Here is a 19,220-nt window from a genome sequence, read left to right on the forward strand (position 1 = left end):
GTCAGGAATCCTCGCGATGGACGAAGCGGAAATAAACAACGGCGAAAATCAGCAGCATGAAGAAAATGACCACGGCTACCGCCGCCCCGGCCCCCAGATTGGACAGGGCAAAACCCTGTTCGTAAACATCGACGGTCAAGGTCCGGGTGCCAGCGGCCCCGCCGGTGAGCAGGAAAATGTCGTCGAATTTGTTAAACGTCCAAATAAAGCGCAACAAAAACAGCGTCGATAGAATGCCGATCAGTTGCGGTAGCGAGATATGCCAGAACTGCTGAAGCGGTGTGGCCCCGTCTACCTCGGCGGCTTCATACATGTCTGATGAAATGGACTGCATGCGGGCGAGGATGAACAGGAAAGAGAGCGGGAAATACCGCCAGGCCTCGAACGCGATAACGGTGGCAAGGGCCAGGGGGAATTCAAATGTGATACCAAAAAAGGTGACCGGGACCGAGCGGGAGCCGAAAAAATTGATGCCTTCCTGGGCAATGTTCATTTTTTGCAGCATGGCATTAAACGTGCCCGAGAACGGGTCCAGCAAAATCAGCCAGGTAAAGGCAACTGCAATGACCGGGGCGACATAGGGAAATAAAAACAATCCGCGCAGGATGGAGCGCCCGGCGAATTTTTTATTGAGCAATTGGGCGGCAAACAGGCCCAATACCAGCGCCCCGCCGGTGCCAAAAACGGTATAGGCAATCGTTACCCAAAAAACCGACCAGAATTCGCGCGAATTGAAAACATTGATGAAATTGTCAAAGGTGAATTCGCTGTTGGTCAGAATATTGTCTGCCGTACCGGTGAGGGTTGGCTCGCTTTCGCGCGGGCGGACGGGATTGTCGATATAGCTTTGGTCCGCCTTTACCCCAATCGAAAGCCGTTCGCGCGCACCACCTTCCCAGTCGCCCAACTGGCACGAAATTTTGCGATCTTCGATGCGGCAATGGGAATCTGTTTTGGCAAGGGTTAGTCCGGCGGGCAGGGTATCGGTCAGGGTGACGTTTTGAATCTCGGCCGTTTGCGATGAATTGCGTAAACGATATTCGATTTTGGCTTCATCGCCTGCCTTTTCCAAATCCCCGCGCAAGCGTTCGGAGGCAATGATGCGCGGTGCCCGCAGGTCGCCCAGGGTGACGGGTTTTGCCGAAATCCAGAAATTGGCAATCAGTGGAAACAGCACAATGCCCAGCACAATGACGAAGGTGGGCAATAGCAGGCTGTAAGCCAGCCGGGCTTCGCGCTTCTCCATCGGGCCGATGCGGCGTTTTTTGCTGCCGGGTACCGGGGGTTTTACGGGGGATTGTGGTGGGGTGTTGGTTGATGCCGTGCTCATGGGCCTGCCTCGTCATCCCGGCCAGGAGGATGGAACCTCCCGGCCGGTTGGTTGGCGCGAAAAGAAATGCTTACTGAATTTTCGCGATTTCTTCGTTGATCAGATCGGCAGTGGCCTCGGCACTGCGTTCCCCATCAATAAATTCGCGGGTCAAACGATTGATGACCTGTGAATTGATGATGCGAGATGCTTCGGCCAGTTTGCCTTCCTTCACACCCCAGCGGTCCGCATTGTCCAGGCCATTCATCAGGTTATCGATGACATCCTTGGAATAAATGTCGGATAGCGGTTCTTTGCGGTCCACACCTACAGGCAGGGTCATCCAGGCCTTGCGGAATTTTTCCGGGTCACCCTTGGTGCCGGTACGCACCGGGAATTTGCCTTCGGGCGCAATTGACAGGGTTTGGGTATAACCCTGATCAAGCGAAAATTTGACAAATTCCATCGCCGGGTCAGTATCGGCATCGGCTGTAACACCAAAATAGCGAATGTCGCCCCAAGCGGCCCCGTCCTTGTTCGACGGCCCGGAAAGCCGGGTGACGATGCCGGTTTTTTCCGCCAGTTCGGTGGAGGTCGGATCATCATTGATGGTGGGTGGGCTGCTGTTGCGAAGGCCCGCCAGTTCATCGAGGATAAAGGGCGACCAGATGATCATCGCGGCCTTGCCGGCAAAATAAACCTGGCGCGACTGTTTCCAATAGAGGTCGCCCGGGGGCGATGCCTTGGCGAGGGTTTTATAGAAATTCAGCGACTCAACCAGTTTCTTTTTATCAAAACCAATGCTGCCATCGGGTTTGATCGGGGTGGCGCCATTGGCAAGGAAGACTTCTTCAAGCACCTGGCTCATGAAGTTTTCATCCACCTTGGTTGCGGCAACAAAGCCATACATTTCGGGCGGATTATGCAGGGCCTTGATGGCTGCTTCGATATTGGCATAGCTGGTGGGCGGGGCCAGGCCCTTTTCGTCAAACAGATCCTTGCGATAGAGCACCATTTGTGTCCACCCATCGGACGGAACAGCGGCAACCTCGCCGTTGAAATCGGCCATTTCCAGGGCCTTGGCGGTAAAGGTCTTGGGGCCCAGTTCCTTGACGATTTCGTCATTGGCAACGGTATCAAGGATGCCTGCTTCCGACCAGGGCAGGACATATTGCAATGTCAGGTAAATGACATCGGGCAAATCACCGGCGGCAAAGGCGGCCGTGGCGCGTTTGCCAAGGTCGGTTTCCGTCACCGGGATGACCTCGACAGCTGTACCGGTTTCCTTTTCAAATTCCTTGGCCATTTCCTGCTGTTTGGCCAGGCGATCGGGTTGTTCTTCGGTCGTCCAGAACCGTAATTGTGCATTGGCGATGGATGTAGTTGCCATCAGGCCAATGGCGGCAACCGCCAAAAGACGGGGAAATTTCAGTGTCATGATTAAGCCTCCCTTTGTTTTGTTAAGCCGGGCTCCCTCCCGGCGGATTGACCGACGCACGCGGTGTTAGCTTTGCCTGCCACAATGTTTGCGTCGGGGCAGATGGCGAATGGGTGCATAAATCCAAAATCATTCGGCCAACTTCGCGGCCGATTTCATAGCTGTCCTGGTGTAGTGTGGTGAGGGCGGGGTGCACGGCCCGGCCAATCGGCAGGCCATCAAAGCCCATAATCGAAATATCCCTGCCCACCGTTAATCCGGCCCGGCTAATGGCCTGCATCGCCCCAATGGCGACGGCGTCGGTGACGCATAAAATGGCGGTGGGACGGTCATTTTTGGTAATGGATAACAGGCGCTGCGTTGCGCGAAAGGCAATTAGTTCGTCGGTAATGCCGTCAATCAGATAGCCCACACCAATGTGACCATTCTGTTCTTTCATGGCGCGCAAATAACCGCAGCGGCGCTGCCAGGCAAAATTCATCGCCGGGTCGCCGCCCAGGCAGGCGATTTTGACATGACCAAGATCGCGCAGATAACGGATTGCGTCGATGAAGGCCTGTTCATTGTCGATATCAAGCCAGGAATAATCGTTTGGATTGTCGGTGCGGCCCTGCACGACAAAGGGCAGGCCACTTTCGCGCAAATAATTGACCCGTGCGTCTTCGCGCTGTGTTCGGGCAACGACAAAACCACCCACTTTGCCGGACCCGACAAGGCGGTCGATCACATCGACCTCGTCATGACCGTCCGGCACGGATGTGACCAGAAGGTCCCAGTCATGCACGGCAAGTTCGGTGGCAAGCCCATTGAGGATTTCGGCCAGAAACGGGTCGGAATGCTGGTTGCGGGTGGTGGGCAGCACAAAGCCGACGGTTTCAATAATTCCGCGTGCCAGGCGCCGCGCGCTGGACGAAGGCCGGTATCCCAGTTCGAGGGCGGCTTTTTGCACACGTTTGCGGGTTTTTTCGGCAATGTCGGGATAGTTGTTCAAAGCGCGCGAAATGGTGCCTTCTGACAGGCCCAAATGTTGGGCCAGTCGGGCAATGGTCATTGGTTCATTCCGTTTGGACGGTATGGACAAGTAACCTCCTGCCGGGTTTCGCTGCTATTCTATATTCGTGCGCGTATTATTCCGGGTCGCTGTTCTTTTTACGATTTCACGTTACCGAAAGCGCTTTCGGAAGTCAAATAACGGTCTTTATTTGGCTTTGTTCCCGCATAACAGTGCAGAAATGTCATATATTTTCGGGGGGAGGAACGGTTCATGCGCTCGATTTGGTGCGCGGGGGGCAGAATGTCGTACCGAGGCACCAAGCGATTGTGATCATGCGGAGCAAAAACCGCCGCCCTGTTGTGGCTGATATTGTGCAACGAAGTTCGTGGCGGGTCGTTGGGCGCAGGATCGTGCATAACGTATCTAGAGGGGGCTTCCAGGCCGTGTTATCCGGTTGGCCCAGGTGTCTTTGGGCGGCGATTTGGAGAATCGGACATTGGAATGCGTGCTATCTATGGTAGCAAAACTGTAACATTGTTGACCGATTCGGCCGTTCTGGCGTGCAGCGATTCGTAAATTTCCCGTTTATCGTGTGTTTTTGCCTGTTTTCGCCGTCGGGCAGAATTTTATACAATGCGGACGGGAACTTAGCGCCGATTGGTTGGTTGTAGAGGCCAAATCAAGTGAATTCTGCGGCTTTCGGCTTTGGAACTCCTGTTCCAGAACTCAAAAATATTCGTAATGTAAAAACTTATCCTGTAGCGACATATCTACGTTTTCCCCGTAGTTTCGCAGTAATTCAAAATTCATCACATTTTGGACATAATGTTTAAACATTAAAGTATTGTCCATACGAGTTAAATGCTTGTAGGTTCATGTACAGAATGATTCATCGCGAGTTCTCGCGTCAGGGTCATTTAAAAATAGCGGAAAAAATTTCGCAGAATATTTGGTTGGGAAAAGACGGGCTAACAATGTTGGATGGGAATACGTAACATATACTTCAACGTATGGTGACCTAATCTTTCAGGCTTTACTCAAGTATTACATACTAACCTTTGGTGTGGGAACTAATACTCCACACGGTTAGTTTTGATTTTTGTAAAGTTTGCGCGGTTCAGGCAACTCATCCACTCGTTTGCCAGACATATAACCGTCTTTCGGTATCGCAGAGGTTGAGCAAACCCTCTGTCGGTAAGTTGAAAGCGGCGACTTTGATCTTGTGATGTGACTTTTCGTCATTTCATTGCTGGACAATGACGCCGTGTGACCGGAATGCGGGGTTTGATGGTTTTGGGCGTAAAGCCGAAAAACATACAGGCCGAGCTGTGCGTAAGCCGCAGGTGTCCGTTAAGGATATGTCCGGTCTTCCGTCTTTCCTACCAATCGCGATTGCGGGGGTATTGGTGTTGTTGCCATGCCTCCTGGCTTGAAAGGGCCGGAATTGTGATTGGCGTTTTGTTTTTTGCCGGTTTTGGCAAGCAGGCAGGCGCCGGTCACGAGGTTTAGAATTCGAGATTGGAGACGGCATGAGAGATTCTTCTGTAGCGCCTAAAGAGCGCATTAACGTTAAATTCGTACCGGCAACGGGGGACCAGAAGGAAGAAGTCGAACTGCCGCTTAAGATGGTGGTCATGGGGGACTTCGCCGGCAAGGCCGACGATACACCTCTTGAAAATCGCAAAGCGGTCGAAATCGACAAGAATTCCTTTGGCAATGTTCTGCGCGAAATGAACCTGGAGCGTACGCTTCAGGTGGATGATGTCTTGCGTGATGACCCCGATGCCTCGTTGAGCCTGAAGCTGAAATTTGAAAGCCTTCAGGACTTTTCCCCTGATTCCATTGTTGAACAGGTGCCCGAGCTTAAAAAGCTGGCCGACCTGCGCGAAGCACTGACGGCCCTTAAGGGACCGTTGGGGAACCTGCCGGCTTTCCGCCGCGCGCTAAGCGAAATCGTCGATGATCCGCAAAAACGGGACGCCCTGCTGGCCGAACTTGATGGTTCGGAGAAGGCAGACGCCTCGACCGACGGCAATGATGCCGGCGACAAAAGCTGATCATCCCAAAACATATCAATGCCAGGCGTTGAAACGCCGAACATCGTGTTGGAAAGACGAGAACAATGAATACCGAAACACTTGATCCTGTTGCCCAAAGTCAAGGTCACGCCCAGGATTCCCTGCTTGACCAGATCATGGCGAAAAGCAATCTGGTGCCGGAAGATGACGGTTATGACGTTGCGCGTAAGGGTGTTGAAGCCTTTATCGCCGAGTTGCTGGCAGGGGATACCTCGGCCGAGCCGGTAAACAAGGCCCGCGTTGATCGCATGATTGCCGAACTGGACCGCAAGATTTCGCGCCAGATGGACGAAATTTTGCACCACCCGGAATTCCAGGAACTTGAATCAACCTGGCGCAGCCTGAAGCTTTTGGTCGATCGCACCGATTTCCGCGAAAATATCAAGATCGAGCTTCTGTCCATCCGCAAGGATGAACTGCTGGAAGATTTTGAACTGTCGCCGGAAGTGCCGCAGTCGGGCCTTTACAAACATGTTTATTCGGCTGGTTACGGCCAGTTTGGGGGGGAACCGGTCGGTGCCATGATTGGCATGTACTCGTTCAATGCCTCCTCGCCGGACATGAAGCTTTTGCAATATTGCGCATCGGTTGGCGCAATGGCGCATGCACCGTTCATTTCTTCGGTCAGCCCGAAATTCTTTGGTGTGGATTCCTTCACCGAACTCGGTGAAATCAAGGAACTGTCCTCGCTGTTTGAAGGGCCGCAATATGCCAAATGGCGTGGTCTGCGTGAGTCCGAAGATTCCCGTTATGTCGGCCTGACCGCCCCGCGGTTCCTGCTGCGGACCCCTTATGATCCGCTGGAAAACCCGACCAAGACCTTCCAGTATCGTGAAGCGGTTGAAGACAGCCACGAAAATTACCTATGGGGCAACACGGCGGTTCTGCTGGGTGAACGCATCAATGACAGCTTTGCCAAGTTCCGCTGGAGCCCGAACATCATCGGCCCGCAGTCCGGTGGTGCGGTCAATGACCTGCCGGTTCATGTTTATGAATCCTTTGGTCAGCTTGAACAGAAAATTCCGACCGAAACCCTGATTACGGACCGTCGTGAATTTGAACTGGCCGAAGAAGGCTTTATTGCGCTGACCATGCGCAAAGGGTCGGATAATGCAGCCTTTTTCTCGGCCAATTCCATCCAGAAGCCGAAACGTTTTCCGAACACCAAGGAAGGCAAGGAAGCCGAAACCAATTACAAGCTCGGCACCCAGCTTCCCTACATGTTCATCATCAACCGTCTGGCACACTACATCAAGGTGTTGCAGCGCGAACAGATCGGCGCGTGGAAAGAACGTTCCGACCTTGAACGCGAACTGAATGCCTGGATCGTCCAGTATGTTGCCGATCAGGAAAATCCGCCTGCCGATGTGCGTTCGCGTCGTCCGCTTCGTGCCGCCAAGATCGAGGTTTCGGATGTTGCCGGTGATCCGGGCTGGTACCGGGTTAGCATGGCTGTGCGTCCGCACTTCAAATATATGGGTGCGAATTTCGAGCTGTCCCTGGTTGGCCGTTTGGATAAAGACTGATGAATCATCCCCTGGCACGTCAACATGTTGAAGCGGTGCGGTCGCGTTCCCTGATGGAACGTATCCGTGCCGACGATCTGGGGCAGACCTCGCATGTTAGCGACAGGCTTGCCGCCCGCGTTGCGTCGATCAAGAACAATCTTTTGAACGTTCTGAATGGTCGCAGCGGCGGGTCGCAAAGTGCGCCTGGTTTTGGGCTGGCCGATTTTAACGATGCCTCGGTCGGGTCAACCGACATGCTGCGCATTGTTGCGAACGATATTCGCAATGTCATCGAAACTTACGAGCCGCGTGTCAGCAACGTGGCGGTGCGTTTTGATCGCGAACAGGAAAACGGGCTTGAACTGTTTTTCCAGATATCGGCTCGCACCCAAATCGGTACGGCCCGTGAACAGGTCACGATTGACCTGGTTCTTTCCGAAGGGCGTTCGTTTTCCTTGAGAATGGGTAGGTAGGTCATTGTGTCTACAGCACGTTATTTTCAGGATGAGCTGGATTATTTGCGGAATTCCGGGCAAGACTTTGCCCGGCATTTCCCCAAGCTGACAAATTACCTGTCCGAACGCAGTACCGACCCCGATGTCGAACGGTTGTTGGAGGGCTTTGCCCTCCTGACCGGGCGGCTGCGGGAAAAAATCGACGATCAGTTACCCGAAGTCACCCAGTCGCTGTTGATGTTGCTGTGGCCCAATTTTTTGCGCCCGGTCCCGTCAATGGTGGTCATGCAAATGAACCCGCGCGAAGGGGCGATTAACGAAAGCCAGATGCTGCCTGCCGGGCTGGAAGTGGAAAGCATTCCGGTTGGTGGCACGGTGTGCAAGTTCCGCACGGCTTATGATACCGAAATTCTGCCGATCCGGGTTTCTGATATTCATCATGGTGTGTCGAAGGAAAAATCCGTCATCACCATGCAGATCGAAAGCCTGGCCGAAGAGGAAATTCGCGGGATTAACCTGACACGTTTGCGGTTCCATCTTGGTGGCAGTGATTATTCCGCACTGACGCTGGGCCTGTGGCTGCATCGCTATCTTAAAATGGCGAAAATCCGTGATATTGATACGGGTAATGAAATTGCCCTGGGCAAGGATTGCGTCAAGCAGGTTGGTCTTCAAAAATCCGAAGAAGTCTTGCCTTATCCTGATAACAGCTTTGTTGGCTATCGGTTGTTACAGGAATTTTATGCCTTTCCGCAAAAGTATTACTTTGTTGATCTTTTAAATATTCCAACCGCCCATTTGGGGGCGGATGCAACACGCTTTGAAGTGGTGTTTGAATTTGAACGCCCGATGCCGCCTGACGTGCGTATCGGCAAACAAAGCTTTTTGCTGCATTGTGTGCCGGCTATCAATTTGTTTGAGCATGATGCCGAACCGATTTTGCTGGATGGTCGCCGGACCGAATATCACATCCGCCCGACCCGGCGCGATGCAGGCGAGATCGAGGTTTTTTCGATTGATGCCGTGACGGGCTGGCGCCCGTCGGAAGAAGGCCATTCGGGCGGTATTTCGCGCGAATTCAGCCGGTTTGAATCCTTCATGCACGAAATTGAACGGGTCGATGGCCGGGCGGCGGTTTATTTCCGGGAAAAGGTGCGCCAGTCGCTGTCGGGTGAAAAGCTGGACCGTCTGATTTCCTTTGTCCGTGAGGATGAGCTTTACCAGGTTAATGACGGTGAAACGGTTTCGGTGCGGCTGACCTGTTCAAACGGGGCAACCCCGCGTGATCTGGCGGTGGGGGATGTGTGCATTCCCACCCACATGATCCCGTCTTTTGTCAGCCCGACCAATGTGACACGGCCGACACCGCCACGGTACCCGGTCGTTGATGGCGCGCTGCAATGGCAGCTTATTTCGGCACTGTCGCTGAACTACCTGTCTTTGCAAAGTGTCGAGGCCCTGCGCACCATTTTGAACGTGTTTGACTTTAACGCCAAGGTGGACCGCCAGCGCGAACGCGAAGCCGTGATGCGCCTGGAAGGCATTGCCAATATTTCATCGCATACGATTGACCGTCTGTTTAAGGGCCTGCCGGTACGCGGCATGCGCTCGACGATCGAGATGCGCGAAAGCAAATTTGCCAGCGAGGGCGAGATGTATCTGTTCTCGACCGTTCTGGCCGAATTTTTTGCGCTGTATGCCACCATCAATTCGTTCCACGAACTTGTCGTGCGTGGACTGGAAGCAGGGGAGGAGTACCGATGGACGGCCCGTATCGGCAACCAGCCCCTCATATGATTGATGATTTAAAGGCCAACCCGCAGCGTTATTCGTTTTTCCGTGCTGTCGAAATTTTGCTTAAGGCATCTGGCCAGCAGGTGGAAGAACGCGCCCTGCAGACGCAAAAGGTCGAAGACCTGATTTTCCGGGTCGCGCCGGGGCTGGGGTTTCCGGCATCCGATGTGGTGTCGCTGCGCCCGGTTGACGAGGATGAAGGCAACGAACTGGAAATGACGGTGTCGTTTCTGGGCTTGCACGGGCCGTCGTCGCCTTTGCCGTCGCACATGCTGGAAACCGCAGCCTGGAGTGCTGGGGAAGAAGGTGTTCAGCAGGCGTTTAACGACTTTTTCTCGAACCGGCTGGTGTGGCTGTTTTACCTGATCTGGCGGAAATATCGTTATTACGTGCGCTATAACGCCGGTGCGACAGACCAGTTTTCGGACTGGATGTTCTCGCTGATCGGGATTGGCGGTGATGAAAGCCGGGGCAAGGCCGATGTGCCCTGGGCAAAGCTTTTGACCTATCTGGGCGTTGTGGCGGGGCGGGTGCGTTCGGCAGAAATGGTGAGTGGTGTTATCGCCCATGCCTTTTCTCTGCCCGATGTATCGATCCGCCAGCTTGAACTGCGCAAGGTGGAAATTCCGCAGGACCAGCGTGCGCGCATGGGCAGTGTGAATATGTCGTTGGGCCAGGATTTTGTTATTGGCCGTTTTGTCGAGGACCGGGCAGGCAAGTTTACCGTGGTTTTGCGCAATCTGACCTTCCAGCGGTTCCGCGATTTTTTGCCCAGCGGCAAGGATTACGCCCGACTTAAGGAACTGGTGGAGTTCCTGCTTAAGGATCAGTTGGCCTACGACATTGAACTTAATCTTCAGCGCAATGAAGTCCCGGCATTCAAGCTGGGCTGCCCGGATACCGCAAGTCTGGGCTGGACAACATTTATCGGCAATACGCAGCGCGAGGGGCTGAAGCCCGTGGTGCTGCAGGCACGAGGGTAAAAACGGGACAAACGATGAAAGCAAAATTTCAAATTGAAAATGTGCATGACGCGGTACCCGCATTTCCCGTCAGTTTTGTGTTTTCACAACGGGGCGGGCTGATCGGTTCGGCACCGGATGCTACCTGGCAGATCCAGGATAGCGACGGGGCTATTCCCGAAACGGCAGCCCGCGTCATGGTTACAGACGGGCATTTCACCATCGAACGGGTATCGAACGCCAATATCCGCATTAACCGTGCCAAGGCCCCCATTCCCAGCGGGCGCCCGGTTATTTTGTCTGACAAGGACGAAGTGCAGATCGAAAATCTGAAATGCACCGTCAGCACCGGGCAAAGCGACTATCTCGATGCGCGGCCGGTCAGTGTGCATTCGATGGTGGGGGCTGAACAGGGCAACCGCGAAGGGCTGGTGCGCGACAGTGTTTATGTCGAGGCCCGGCCGGTCGAGGCATCGGACGCGGCACGCGAAACCCGCGATGACCCGCTTGATGTGCTTGATGAGCGCCGGGTTGCCCGCCGTCAGACCGACCCTCTTTCCGCCTTTTCCGAAGCCCGGCGTTCGCGCCAGAGCGATGATGAAATCCTGCTTCAGGATGACGTCAATTTGCACCGTGGTGCTGAACCCCGTGTCACCAACAGCCAACAGGATGATGCCGACATGCACTTTGCCTCGATGCCCAATACCCGTATCCGCCGGGACCGTTATGGTTTTGAAGAACCGGTTCAGTCTGATACCGGGGCATCGGCATCCCAGGCATCATCCGCATCTGGGACATCGCGCAACACCGAAAGCGCCATTGATGCCGTGTCGGTCGATCTGCCCCACGCGGTGGACCATGTTGCCCTGCGCCCGCTGGCAAAAAGCCTGGGCATCCATTTGGGTGAAATGAGCACCGAACAGGCCGCGCGTGTGCTGAGTGATATTGGTGCTTCGTTGCGCGCCGCCCTTGAGGGGTTGAACCATATTTACAAAAGTACCTCGGAAAGGTCGGCCAATTTCCCGCTTGCGACCATGCACCTGCATGCGCTGGAAGATAATCCGATCCGTTTTAGCCGCGATACCGACGAAGCCCTGCATGCCTTTTTCTCCAAGCGCGGGCCGGTGCATTTGTCGGCACCCGCAGCAATGCAGGAATCACTTGATCATTTGAATTCGCATCAGGCGGCAACGGAAAAATCGATTGACCGTGCCCTTGATGCCGTGCTGGCGGCCCTGTTGCCCCGTGCTCTTGAACGCCGGTTCAAGGCCTATGACGCAGCGGGGGTACCGGAAAACCAGGAAGCTTACGACGCCTGGTGCTGGCGGATGTACCGGGCCTATTTCTCCGAATTGCGGTCCCAGCGCCAGCAGGGTTTGCAAATGCTGTTTTGGGAAGTTTTTGGCAACGAATACCGCGCGACGCGCCGTCACGAGCAGATGCAGCGCGATCTGGGTGAAGAAAACGAAAGGGATATTGAACAATGAAGCGTTTGGCGGGCTTTTTTCTGGTGGCTGTTATGGGATTGTCCCTGGCGGCCTGTGAAACGTCAGAAAAGATTTATGACGTTATTTCCGATCCCGGCATTCAGGTTGGTGCTGATGAAGTTCAGCCGACCAAGGTTTCGTTGCAGGCCTATGCCGCAGCCGATGTGAACAAGAATTTTGAAGGTGAAGCATCGCCGGTTGTTGTGCGGGTTCTCGCACTTAGCAGTGACCACCGCGTGTTTAGCTATGATTACTTCTCGCTGACTGATTCAATGGAAAAAACCCTGGGATCGACGCTTAAGGCCGATCTTGGCGAAACCATGATCAAGCCGGACACCTATCAGGTGCTTGGCCCGTATGAATTGCCCGAAGGGACCAAGAAAATTGCGGTAATCGCCGAATATCTGGACCTGGAGAAAGCGGTTTGGCGGACCTCGGTCAATGTTCGTGATATCGGCGACAACGACCAGTTTTTGCTGTTGTTGCTCGATGAAGAAGTACGTCTGGTCAAGCAGGAAGGATAAACCCGCTTATGGCTTCGCATAACAAAGTGGCATGGTCCGACGGCCTGTTTGTCAAACCCCATCACTTTCAGCAGCAGACGCGCTATCTGGAAAATCTGGCCCAGCGTTATGCGTCGGGAAGTGAGGCACACAATTTTGGCTTTCACCAGCTTATCCTGAACGAGGAACTGCTGTCGCTGGGCAAAGTTGCTGTTGTCTCTGCCAGCGGCATCATGCCCGATGGCACAGTGTTTGACATTCCCGGAACGGATGTGTCGCCGCCGGTTCTGGATATTTCCGAAGGCCTGACCGCCAACGAAATCATCTATCTGTGTGTGCCGCTGATGATTGATGGTGGCATCGAGATTGACCGGGATCGCAATGCGTCAACCGGGGTTGCCGCGCGCTATGTGACCGATGAAATTGCGGTGCGCGACAATACCGTGCAGGCGGGCGAACTGGCGGCGATTGATGTGGCCCGGGCCTGCCCGGTGCTGCTGCCGGGCTCGCAGGATCTGTCGGCTTATTCCAAGCTGGCGGTGGCGCGTATCGTCGATAAAACTGGCGAAGGGGCGATTGTCATCGACAAGGGGTTTTACCCCACGATGTTGTCGATTTCGGCAGCCCCGTCGCTGCGCCGGTTTTTGGGTGAACTGGCCGATGGTGTTGAACAGCGTGCCGCCACCATTGCCGGGCGTATTGGCAAACCCGACCAGAACGGGGTTGCCGAAGTGGCCGACTTTTTGCTGCTGCGCGGTTTGAATTCGATGGCACCGCTTTTGCGCCATTATGTGCGCATGTCGATGGTGCATCCGCGCCCGGTTTATGAATTGCTGCTGCAAATCATTGGCGAGCTTTCGACATTCCTGAATGAAAGCAAAATCTGCCCCGATTTGCCGGTTTATGACCATGCCCTGCCGCATCAATGCTGGCCGACGGTAACACAGCATTTGCGCCAGCTTGTGACGGCAACCCTGGTGGCAAATGCCATTCCGATCCCGCATGAACACAAATTGCATGGCTATGTTGTGGCCCCGGTTCACGAACGTGAACTGATCCGCACGGCGGAATTTGTGTTGGCGGTGAAGGCCAATGTGCCGCAGGAACGCCTGCACCGTGAATTTGTTGCACAGTCGAAAATCAGTTCGATCGAAAAAATTCGCGAACTTGTTCACAAGCAGCTTCCGGGCATTCCGCTGCGTCTGATGCCGGTTGCCCCGCGTCAGCTGCCCTATCATGCCGGATATTCCTATTTCGCGCTGGAACGCTCTTCGCCGCGTTGGGGACATCTGGAAAATTCTGACGGATTTGCATTTCACATTGCCGGAGAGTTCCCGGAACTTGAACTGCAATTCTGGGCGATCATGGGATAAAGCCAATGAGCGATATTGCCGTATCACCATATGATTCCAGGCGGTCGGCCCCGTTGCCGGCCAATGGCCACGGCGGGCCAACACCCCGCCAGATTGGCAGCAAGCCGGATGACATGATTGAAAGCCTGATGTCATCGCGCGAAACGATGGATTTCCAGCTGTCGGCAAAGGGTAAAAACCGCCTGCTGGAAGCAGCCGTTCCTTTGCTGGGCTTAAGTGTCCGTATTCGTAATTTGCACGATTTCAACGACATCGAAGCCCTGCATAGCCGCCTGGTCAACGAAATTCCGATTTTCCAGCAGGAACTGGAGAAAATGGAATATGACGAGGCTACCGTGCTGGCCGCGCGTTACATTTTGTGCGCGACCCTGGACGAAGCCGTGCTGTCCCAGGTGTGGGGGGCCGAAAGCCTGTGGCCGGAACGCCCCATGCTGTCGATCTTTCATAACGAAACCTGGGGCGGGGAAAAGGTTTTTGCCATTCTGGACCGGGTGATGGACGAAGCGCATCGCTTCCTCGATCTTCTGGAACTGCTTTATTACTGCATCGCCCTTGGCTTCGAGGGCAAATACCATGTCATGCACAATGGGCAGGCCAAGCTGGAACAGCTTTTGCTGAATGTGCATGGCGTACTGGAAAAGCACCGGGGCGAAGCCCCGGACAAGCTGGTGAACCCGGAACCGAATATTTATGACGCCAAGGAACGTATGGGATGGCGCTTTCCGGTGTGGGGCGTTGTGCTGGTGTGTCTGGTTCTTCTGGCGGGCATCAATATTGCCTTTAACGAGAATCTCAGCAGTCAAATCGACGGGATAGAGGCCAAAATCGAAGCCTCCCTTGGTGGAAACAACATGACAGGGAGGCCCTGATGTTAAAGGTTTCCAAAGAACGTATTTTATCGAAACTCAATACTTACAGCCGCGAAGCCCTGAAACGGGCCAGCGAAATGGCGATTGAACAAAGCCAGTTTGAAGTTACCGTGAGCCACCTTTTGCTGGCCATGATGGAACAGCCTGGTGGTGATACCGGCAAATTGCTCTCCGTGCTGCGCATTCAGCCCGAACGCCTGGAAGCCAAATTGCGCAAGTCGCTGGATCATGCCCGCCGTGGCGCACAGGATTTGCCGGAATTTGCCACCCTGCTGCTGGAATTGTTGCAGGATGCCCTGATGCTGGGCAGTGGCGAGCTGGAAGAAGACAATATCCGCACCGGAACCATTTTTGCTGCCGTGGCGCAAAACCCGGATCGGTATTGCCATTTTTATGTGTTTTCCGAATTTGAAGCCCTGGATAGCCGCGCCATCCTCACCGGGTTTTACGACCTGGTCAAAGGCAGCATGGAAGGCAATGGCGACCCCAGCAACCCGGCCCGTGAAGGCGGTGCCAATGGCGCGGGCGATGCCCCGATCCAGAGCGAAAGTGCCCTGCATAAATTTGGCCGCAACATGACGGAGCAGGCCAAAAATGGCGAGATTGACCCGGTATTTTGCCGCGATACCGAAATTGCGCAGATGACGGATATTTTGTCGCGCCGCCGGAAGAACAACCCCATTCTGGTGGGTGATCCCGGTGTGGGTAAAACTGCCCTGGCCGAGGGCCTGGCCCTTAAAATTGTGGAAGGTGATGTGCCCGCAGCTTTGCAGGGTGCTGCCCTGTGGGAGCTGGATCTGGGTGCCTTGCAGGCAGGGGCATCGGTAAAGGGTGAATTTGAGCGTCGCCTGAAGGCCGTGCTTGATGAAGTGATCAGCGCGCCGGAAAAGATTGTGCTGTTTATCGACGAAGCCCACACGCTTATTGGCGGCGGGGCTGCGGCTGGCGGGTCAGATGCGGCGAACTTGCTGAAACCAGCCCTGGCGCGCGGGCAAATTCGTGCCATCGCCGCCACCACCTGGTCGGAATATAAAAAATACTTTGAAAAGGATGCCGCACTGACCCGTCGTTTCCAGTTGATCAAGCTGGCCGAACCGACGATTGACCAGTGTGTGACCATCCTGCGTGGCCTGCGCCCGCAATATGAAAGCCAGCATAACGTTTATATTTCCGATGCGGCCCTTCATGCGGCAGCGGCCCTTTCAGTGCGGTATCTGACCGGGCGGCAACTGCCCGACAAGGCATTTGACGTGCTGGATACCGCAGCGGTCCGCGTTGCGGCGGGGCAGTCCGCCCAGCCGCGCGAACTGGACTGGCTGAACAAACGCATTGCCATGCTGGAACGTGAACGTGCTGACCGCGACCGTGACAGCCGGATGGCGGCCATCGGTGCGGGGACGTCGGGCGACCATATCGAGGAAACCATTGCCCGCCTGCATGCCCAGGCCGAAAAATTGCAGCATCGCTGGCAGGTGGAAAAGCAGAAGGTCAATCGCGTTATTGAACTGCGCACCCTGATTGCCAAGGGACATGAAGCCGCCAATGACGAGACCGATTTGGTTGCACATGATACTGCAGCAGATGAAGCTGGCGCCACGCGGGTTGCTGATGTGCCAGAAGTTACCGAAACGGCCGAGCAGCACGACCCCGAAGCCCTGCGGGCTGAAATCGTTTCATTGCTGGCGGAGCTGCGTGATGCGCGGCGCAATGAAACGGCCCTGGTTGAATTTGAAGTGGGCGAAGGTGTTATTGCCGATGTCATTTCGGATTGGACCGGCGTGCCCGCCTCAGCCATGTCCGATGATGATGCCGACCGTATTTTGGGCCTGGGCGATGCGCTTCGCAGCGTGATCAAGGGCCAGGATCTGGCGATTGAGGTTATTCACGACCGCATGAAGGCCGCCCGTCTTGATCTGGTGCGCGACAGTGCACCACGCGGGGTGTTTCTGCTGGTGGGGCCGTCGGGTGTGGGTAAAACCGAAACGGCAGAGCAGGTTGCCCTGAACCTATTTGGCGGTCGTCAGTTCCTGAGCGTGATCAACATGTCCGAATATCAGGAAAAGCATACGGTTTCGCGCCTTATTGGTTCGCCCCCCGGCTATGTCGGTTATGGCGAGGGCGGCATTCTGACCGAGGCCATTCGCAAGATGCCCTATTCGGTGGTGCTGCTGGACGAGGTTGAAAAGGCTCATCCCGACGTAATGAACATCTTTTATCAGGGGTTCGATAAGGGTGTCATTAATGACGGCGAGGGCCGTGAAATTGATTGCCGCAATGTCGTGTTTTTCATGACATCGAACCTGGGTTCCGATGCCCTGATGCAGAACCGCGAAACGGTTGAAAGCGCATCCATGGAGGCATTGGAAAAGGCCCTTCGTCCGCATTTGCAGGAACATTTCAAACCGGCCCTTTTGGCCCGGATGCGCATCCTGTGCTTCAAACCGCTTTCCAGCGAAAGCATTCAGCAGATCATTGATTTGAAGCTGAATGGCCTTGCCGCCCGCCTGAAAAAGGTACGCGGTATGGAATTGCGCTGGAATGACTCGGTTTTGGCCCTGATCGAGGATTTGTGTGCCCATGCCGATAATGGTGCGCGCATGGTCGAACAGGTGATTGACCGCTGGATTTTGCCCAGCATCGCCGAAGAGGCCCTGCAACGCATTTCCGACCACGTCAGCCTTGATGGGCTGGAACTGGATGCGGCCGATGGCGGCTTTGTCATGACCTTCCTGCCCGAAATTGCCGATGCGGCAAACGGGGCTGATGCCGATACCAATACCGATACCGATACCGATACCGATACCGATACCGAAGCCGGTCTGGATGTCGAGGGTAATGGTTCGGGAACGGAAGACGATGACATCCCCGAGAAAGAGGCTCGGGCAGGATGAACATGATCGATCAGTTCAATATGCGCGATCACTTTGTCTCGCTGTGCAATCTGGTTAACCAGACACGGCTGGACGGCGTACTGGTTCAAAGTGGCGAACTTATTGCCAATATGACCGGCGGTCGCATTGCGCTGATCTATTTGCTGGATGCCACCGGGCGCAGCCTGGTGTTGTCTGGCGGTTATGCCCAAGGTTTTTCAACCTGGGCACCGGGATCGCTGGTCCATCCGTTACAGGGTGGGGGGCGGTCCCCGGTATGCCCGTTAACCCAGGTGGCCTTTACCGGCAAAAACCTGTGCCTGGATAACGGGACAGCAGGGTACGACATTTCGCCGGTCATATCGGCGATTGAGGGTTTGAGTTGCCCGTCGCATTTGGCGGTGTTGCCACTGGCCCGCGCCAATGCGGATTTTTTGGGTGTTGCGGTGGTGTTGTCTGATGGGGCGATTGCCCCGTGGCTGGACCGCAGTGTGGCACGACAAATTTTGCGTGCGGTGTCATCGGCGATTGAAACCCGCCAGGTGGTGGCGGGCCAGGAAAATGAAAAGGCGATGCTGGCAAAGTCGCTGGCCCGTGCCGAAGGCGACCGGATGTCTTTGCGCCAGCGTGAAACCGGTCGTTTGTCCAAACGCCTGATTGGCCGGTCCCGTCCGATGCAGGTTTTGCGCGAAAAAGTGGCGCATCTGGCCGATAAAACCGGCCCGGTCATGATTTTGGGTGAAGATGGCGTGGGCAAGGAAAAGGTGGCCCGGGCGATGCACGAACATTCCGTGCATTCGGCGTCTGCCTTTGTCTATGCCAATTGTGCCAGCCTGCCCATTGATGTTTTCACGCCCGAGCTTTTTGGTCACAAACGCGGCGCGATCAAGGGGGTGGCGAGTGCCCGCCAGGGCCTGTTGCGCAAGGCGGGCAATGGGGTGGTTTATCTGGACGGGATTGACCGCCTGTGTGGCCCCGGTCAGGAAATTTTGCTGCGATTGCTCGAAACCCGGCAGTATCGCCCGCTGGGCAGTGACCGTGATTTGCCATTGTCCGCGCGTATCATTGTTTCAGCGCGTTCTGACCTGGCGGCACGCGCCCAGGAAGGTACATTTTTGCCGGGCCTTTATTATCGCCTGCGCGAAATGGCCCTTACCGTTCCCTCGCTTGATGAATGCCGCGAAGACATTGGCGATATCGTACACGCGGTTTTGAGCGGCATCGAGCGCGAGGAAAAACGTCATTTAAAACTGCATCCGGCGGCCTTTGCCTTTTTGTCGCAGCGTCCCTTTGCCGGCGACCGCCGCGAACTTGAGGGGCTGACCCGCCTTGCGGCCAGCAATGCCAAAGATGGCACGATGCTGACGGTCGAGCATTTTCAGGCCGTGGATGCACAAAGCGAACCCGAGAACGTCTCCACGCCGGGGATTTTACCCCTGCCCGAGGCACTTGCAATGTTTGAACAGGACCTGATTACCCGGGCATTGGCGCAAACCGATGGCAACCGCGCCACGGCCGCCGAGATGCTGGGTGTCCCCAAAAGAACACTGGCAGATAAATGCAAAAAATACGGACTTTAG

At 55.1% G+C, this 19,220-nt stretch carries 14 protein-coding genes; 11 read left to right on the forward strand and 3 right to left on the reverse strand.

Features of this window, described 5'->3' with window-relative positions:
- Nucleotide 1 precedes the first annotated feature (1 nt).
- The 3 genes from LF95_RS21350 to LF95_RS21360 all read right to left on the reverse strand — a co-directional run bounded on the left by LF95_RS21350 (nucleotide 2) and on the right by LF95_RS21360 (nucleotide 3,798).
- Nucleotides 2-1,330, reverse strand: coding sequence for a carbohydrate ABC transporter permease (locus LF95_RS21350; protein ID WP_083607872.1), 1,329 nt, complete (start codon nucleotides 1,328-1,330; stop codon nucleotides 2-4).
- Between the two features lie 70 nt (nucleotides 1,331-1,400).
- A complete protein-coding gene (locus tag LF95_RS21355; protein WP_073957234.1) occupies nucleotides 1,401-2,747 on the reverse strand; it encodes an ABC transporter substrate-binding protein in 1,347 nt (448 codons plus the stop codon).
- A 22-nt stretch (nucleotides 2,748-2,769) separates the two neighbouring features.
- Nucleotides 2,770-3,798, reverse strand: coding sequence for a LacI family DNA-binding transcriptional regulator (locus LF95_RS21360; RefSeq protein ID WP_083607873.1), 1,029 nt, complete (start codon nucleotides 3,796-3,798; stop codon nucleotides 2,770-2,772).
- A gap of 1,472 nt (nucleotides 3,799-5,270) precedes the next feature.
- On the opposite strand from LF95_RS21360, the gene tssB reads away from it, so the two are divergent.
- The 11 genes from tssB (at nucleotide 5,271) to LF95_RS21415 (ending at nucleotide 19,220) form a co-directional block, all read left to right on the forward strand.
- Nucleotides 5,271-5,798, forward strand: a complete 528-nt coding sequence (gene tssB, locus LF95_RS21365; protein WP_073957236.1) for a type VI secretion system contractile sheath small subunit — start codon at nucleotides 5,271-5,273, stop codon at nucleotides 5,796-5,798.
- A 65-nt stretch (nucleotides 5,799-5,863) separates the two neighbouring features.
- Nucleotides 5,864-7,345, forward strand: coding sequence for a type VI secretion system contractile sheath large subunit (tssC, locus tag LF95_RS21370; protein ID WP_073957237.1), 1,482 nt, complete (start codon nucleotides 5,864-5,866; stop codon nucleotides 7,343-7,345).
- Nucleotides 7,345-7,800: a type VI secretion system baseplate subunit TssE gene (gene tssE, locus LF95_RS21375; RefSeq protein ID WP_083607874.1), complete on the forward strand. Its 456-nt coding sequence runs from the start codon at nucleotides 7,345-7,347 to the stop codon at nucleotides 7,798-7,800. The genes tssC and tssE overlap by 1 nt, the downstream gene beginning before the upstream one ends.
- Before the next feature lie 6 nt (nucleotides 7,801-7,806).
- Nucleotides 7,807-9,579: a type VI secretion system baseplate subunit TssF gene (tssF, locus tag LF95_RS21380; RefSeq protein ID WP_073957238.1), complete on the forward strand. Its 1,773-nt coding sequence runs from the start codon at nucleotides 7,807-7,809 to the stop codon at nucleotides 9,577-9,579.
- Nucleotides 9,543-10,559 carry a type VI secretion system baseplate subunit TssG gene (tssG, locus tag LF95_RS21385; protein WP_073957239.1) on the forward strand — a complete coding sequence of 339 codons (1,017 nt, stop codon included), beginning with the start codon at nucleotides 9,543-9,545 and terminating at the stop codon, nucleotides 10,557-10,559. Before tssF ends, tssG begins: the two co-directional genes overlap by 37 nt.
- 14 nt (nucleotides 10,560-10,573) lie before the next feature.
- Entirely contained in the window at nucleotides 10,574-12,025 is a 1,452-nt protein-coding gene (tagH, locus tag LF95_RS21390) for a type VI secretion system-associated FHA domain protein TagH (protein ID WP_073957240.1), read from the forward strand.
- The gene (tssJ, locus tag LF95_RS21395) at nucleotides 12,022-12,549 is read left to right on the forward strand and encodes a type VI secretion system lipoprotein TssJ (protein WP_073957241.1); all 528 of its coding nucleotides are present in this window, start codon (nucleotides 12,022-12,024) and stop codon (nucleotides 12,547-12,549) included. The genes tagH and tssJ overlap by 4 nt, the downstream gene beginning before the upstream one ends.
- 8 nt (nucleotides 12,550-12,557) lie before the next feature.
- Nucleotides 12,558-13,901, forward strand: a complete 1,344-nt coding sequence (tssK, locus tag LF95_RS21400) for a type VI secretion system baseplate subunit TssK (protein ID WP_073957242.1) — start codon at nucleotides 12,558-12,560, stop codon at nucleotides 13,899-13,901.
- Between the two features lie 5 nt (nucleotides 13,902-13,906).
- Nucleotides 13,907-14,770 carry a type IVB secretion system protein IcmH/DotU gene (gene icmH, locus LF95_RS21405; protein ID WP_073957243.1) on the forward strand — a complete coding sequence of 288 codons (864 nt, stop codon included), beginning with the start codon at nucleotides 13,907-13,909 and terminating at the stop codon, nucleotides 14,768-14,770.
- Nucleotides 14,770-17,661: a type VI secretion system ATPase TssH gene (tssH, locus tag LF95_RS21410; RefSeq protein ID WP_073957244.1), complete on the forward strand. Its 2,892-nt coding sequence runs from the start codon at nucleotides 14,770-14,772 to the stop codon at nucleotides 17,659-17,661. The genes icmH and tssH overlap by 1 nt, the downstream gene beginning before the upstream one ends.
- Nucleotides 17,662-17,663: 2 nt before the next feature.
- Nucleotides 17,664-19,220 (forward strand): sigma-54-dependent transcriptional regulator, encoded by a 1,557-nt coding sequence (locus tag LF95_RS21415; protein ID WP_073957245.1) that lies wholly within the window; start codon nucleotides 17,664-17,666, stop codon nucleotides 19,218-19,220.

Origin of the sequence: Thalassospira sp. TSL5-1, assembly GCF_001907695.1 — a bacterium.
In the GTDB taxonomy this organism is placed as follows: domain Bacteria; phylum Pseudomonadota; class Alphaproteobacteria; order Rhodospirillales; family Thalassospiraceae; genus Thalassospira.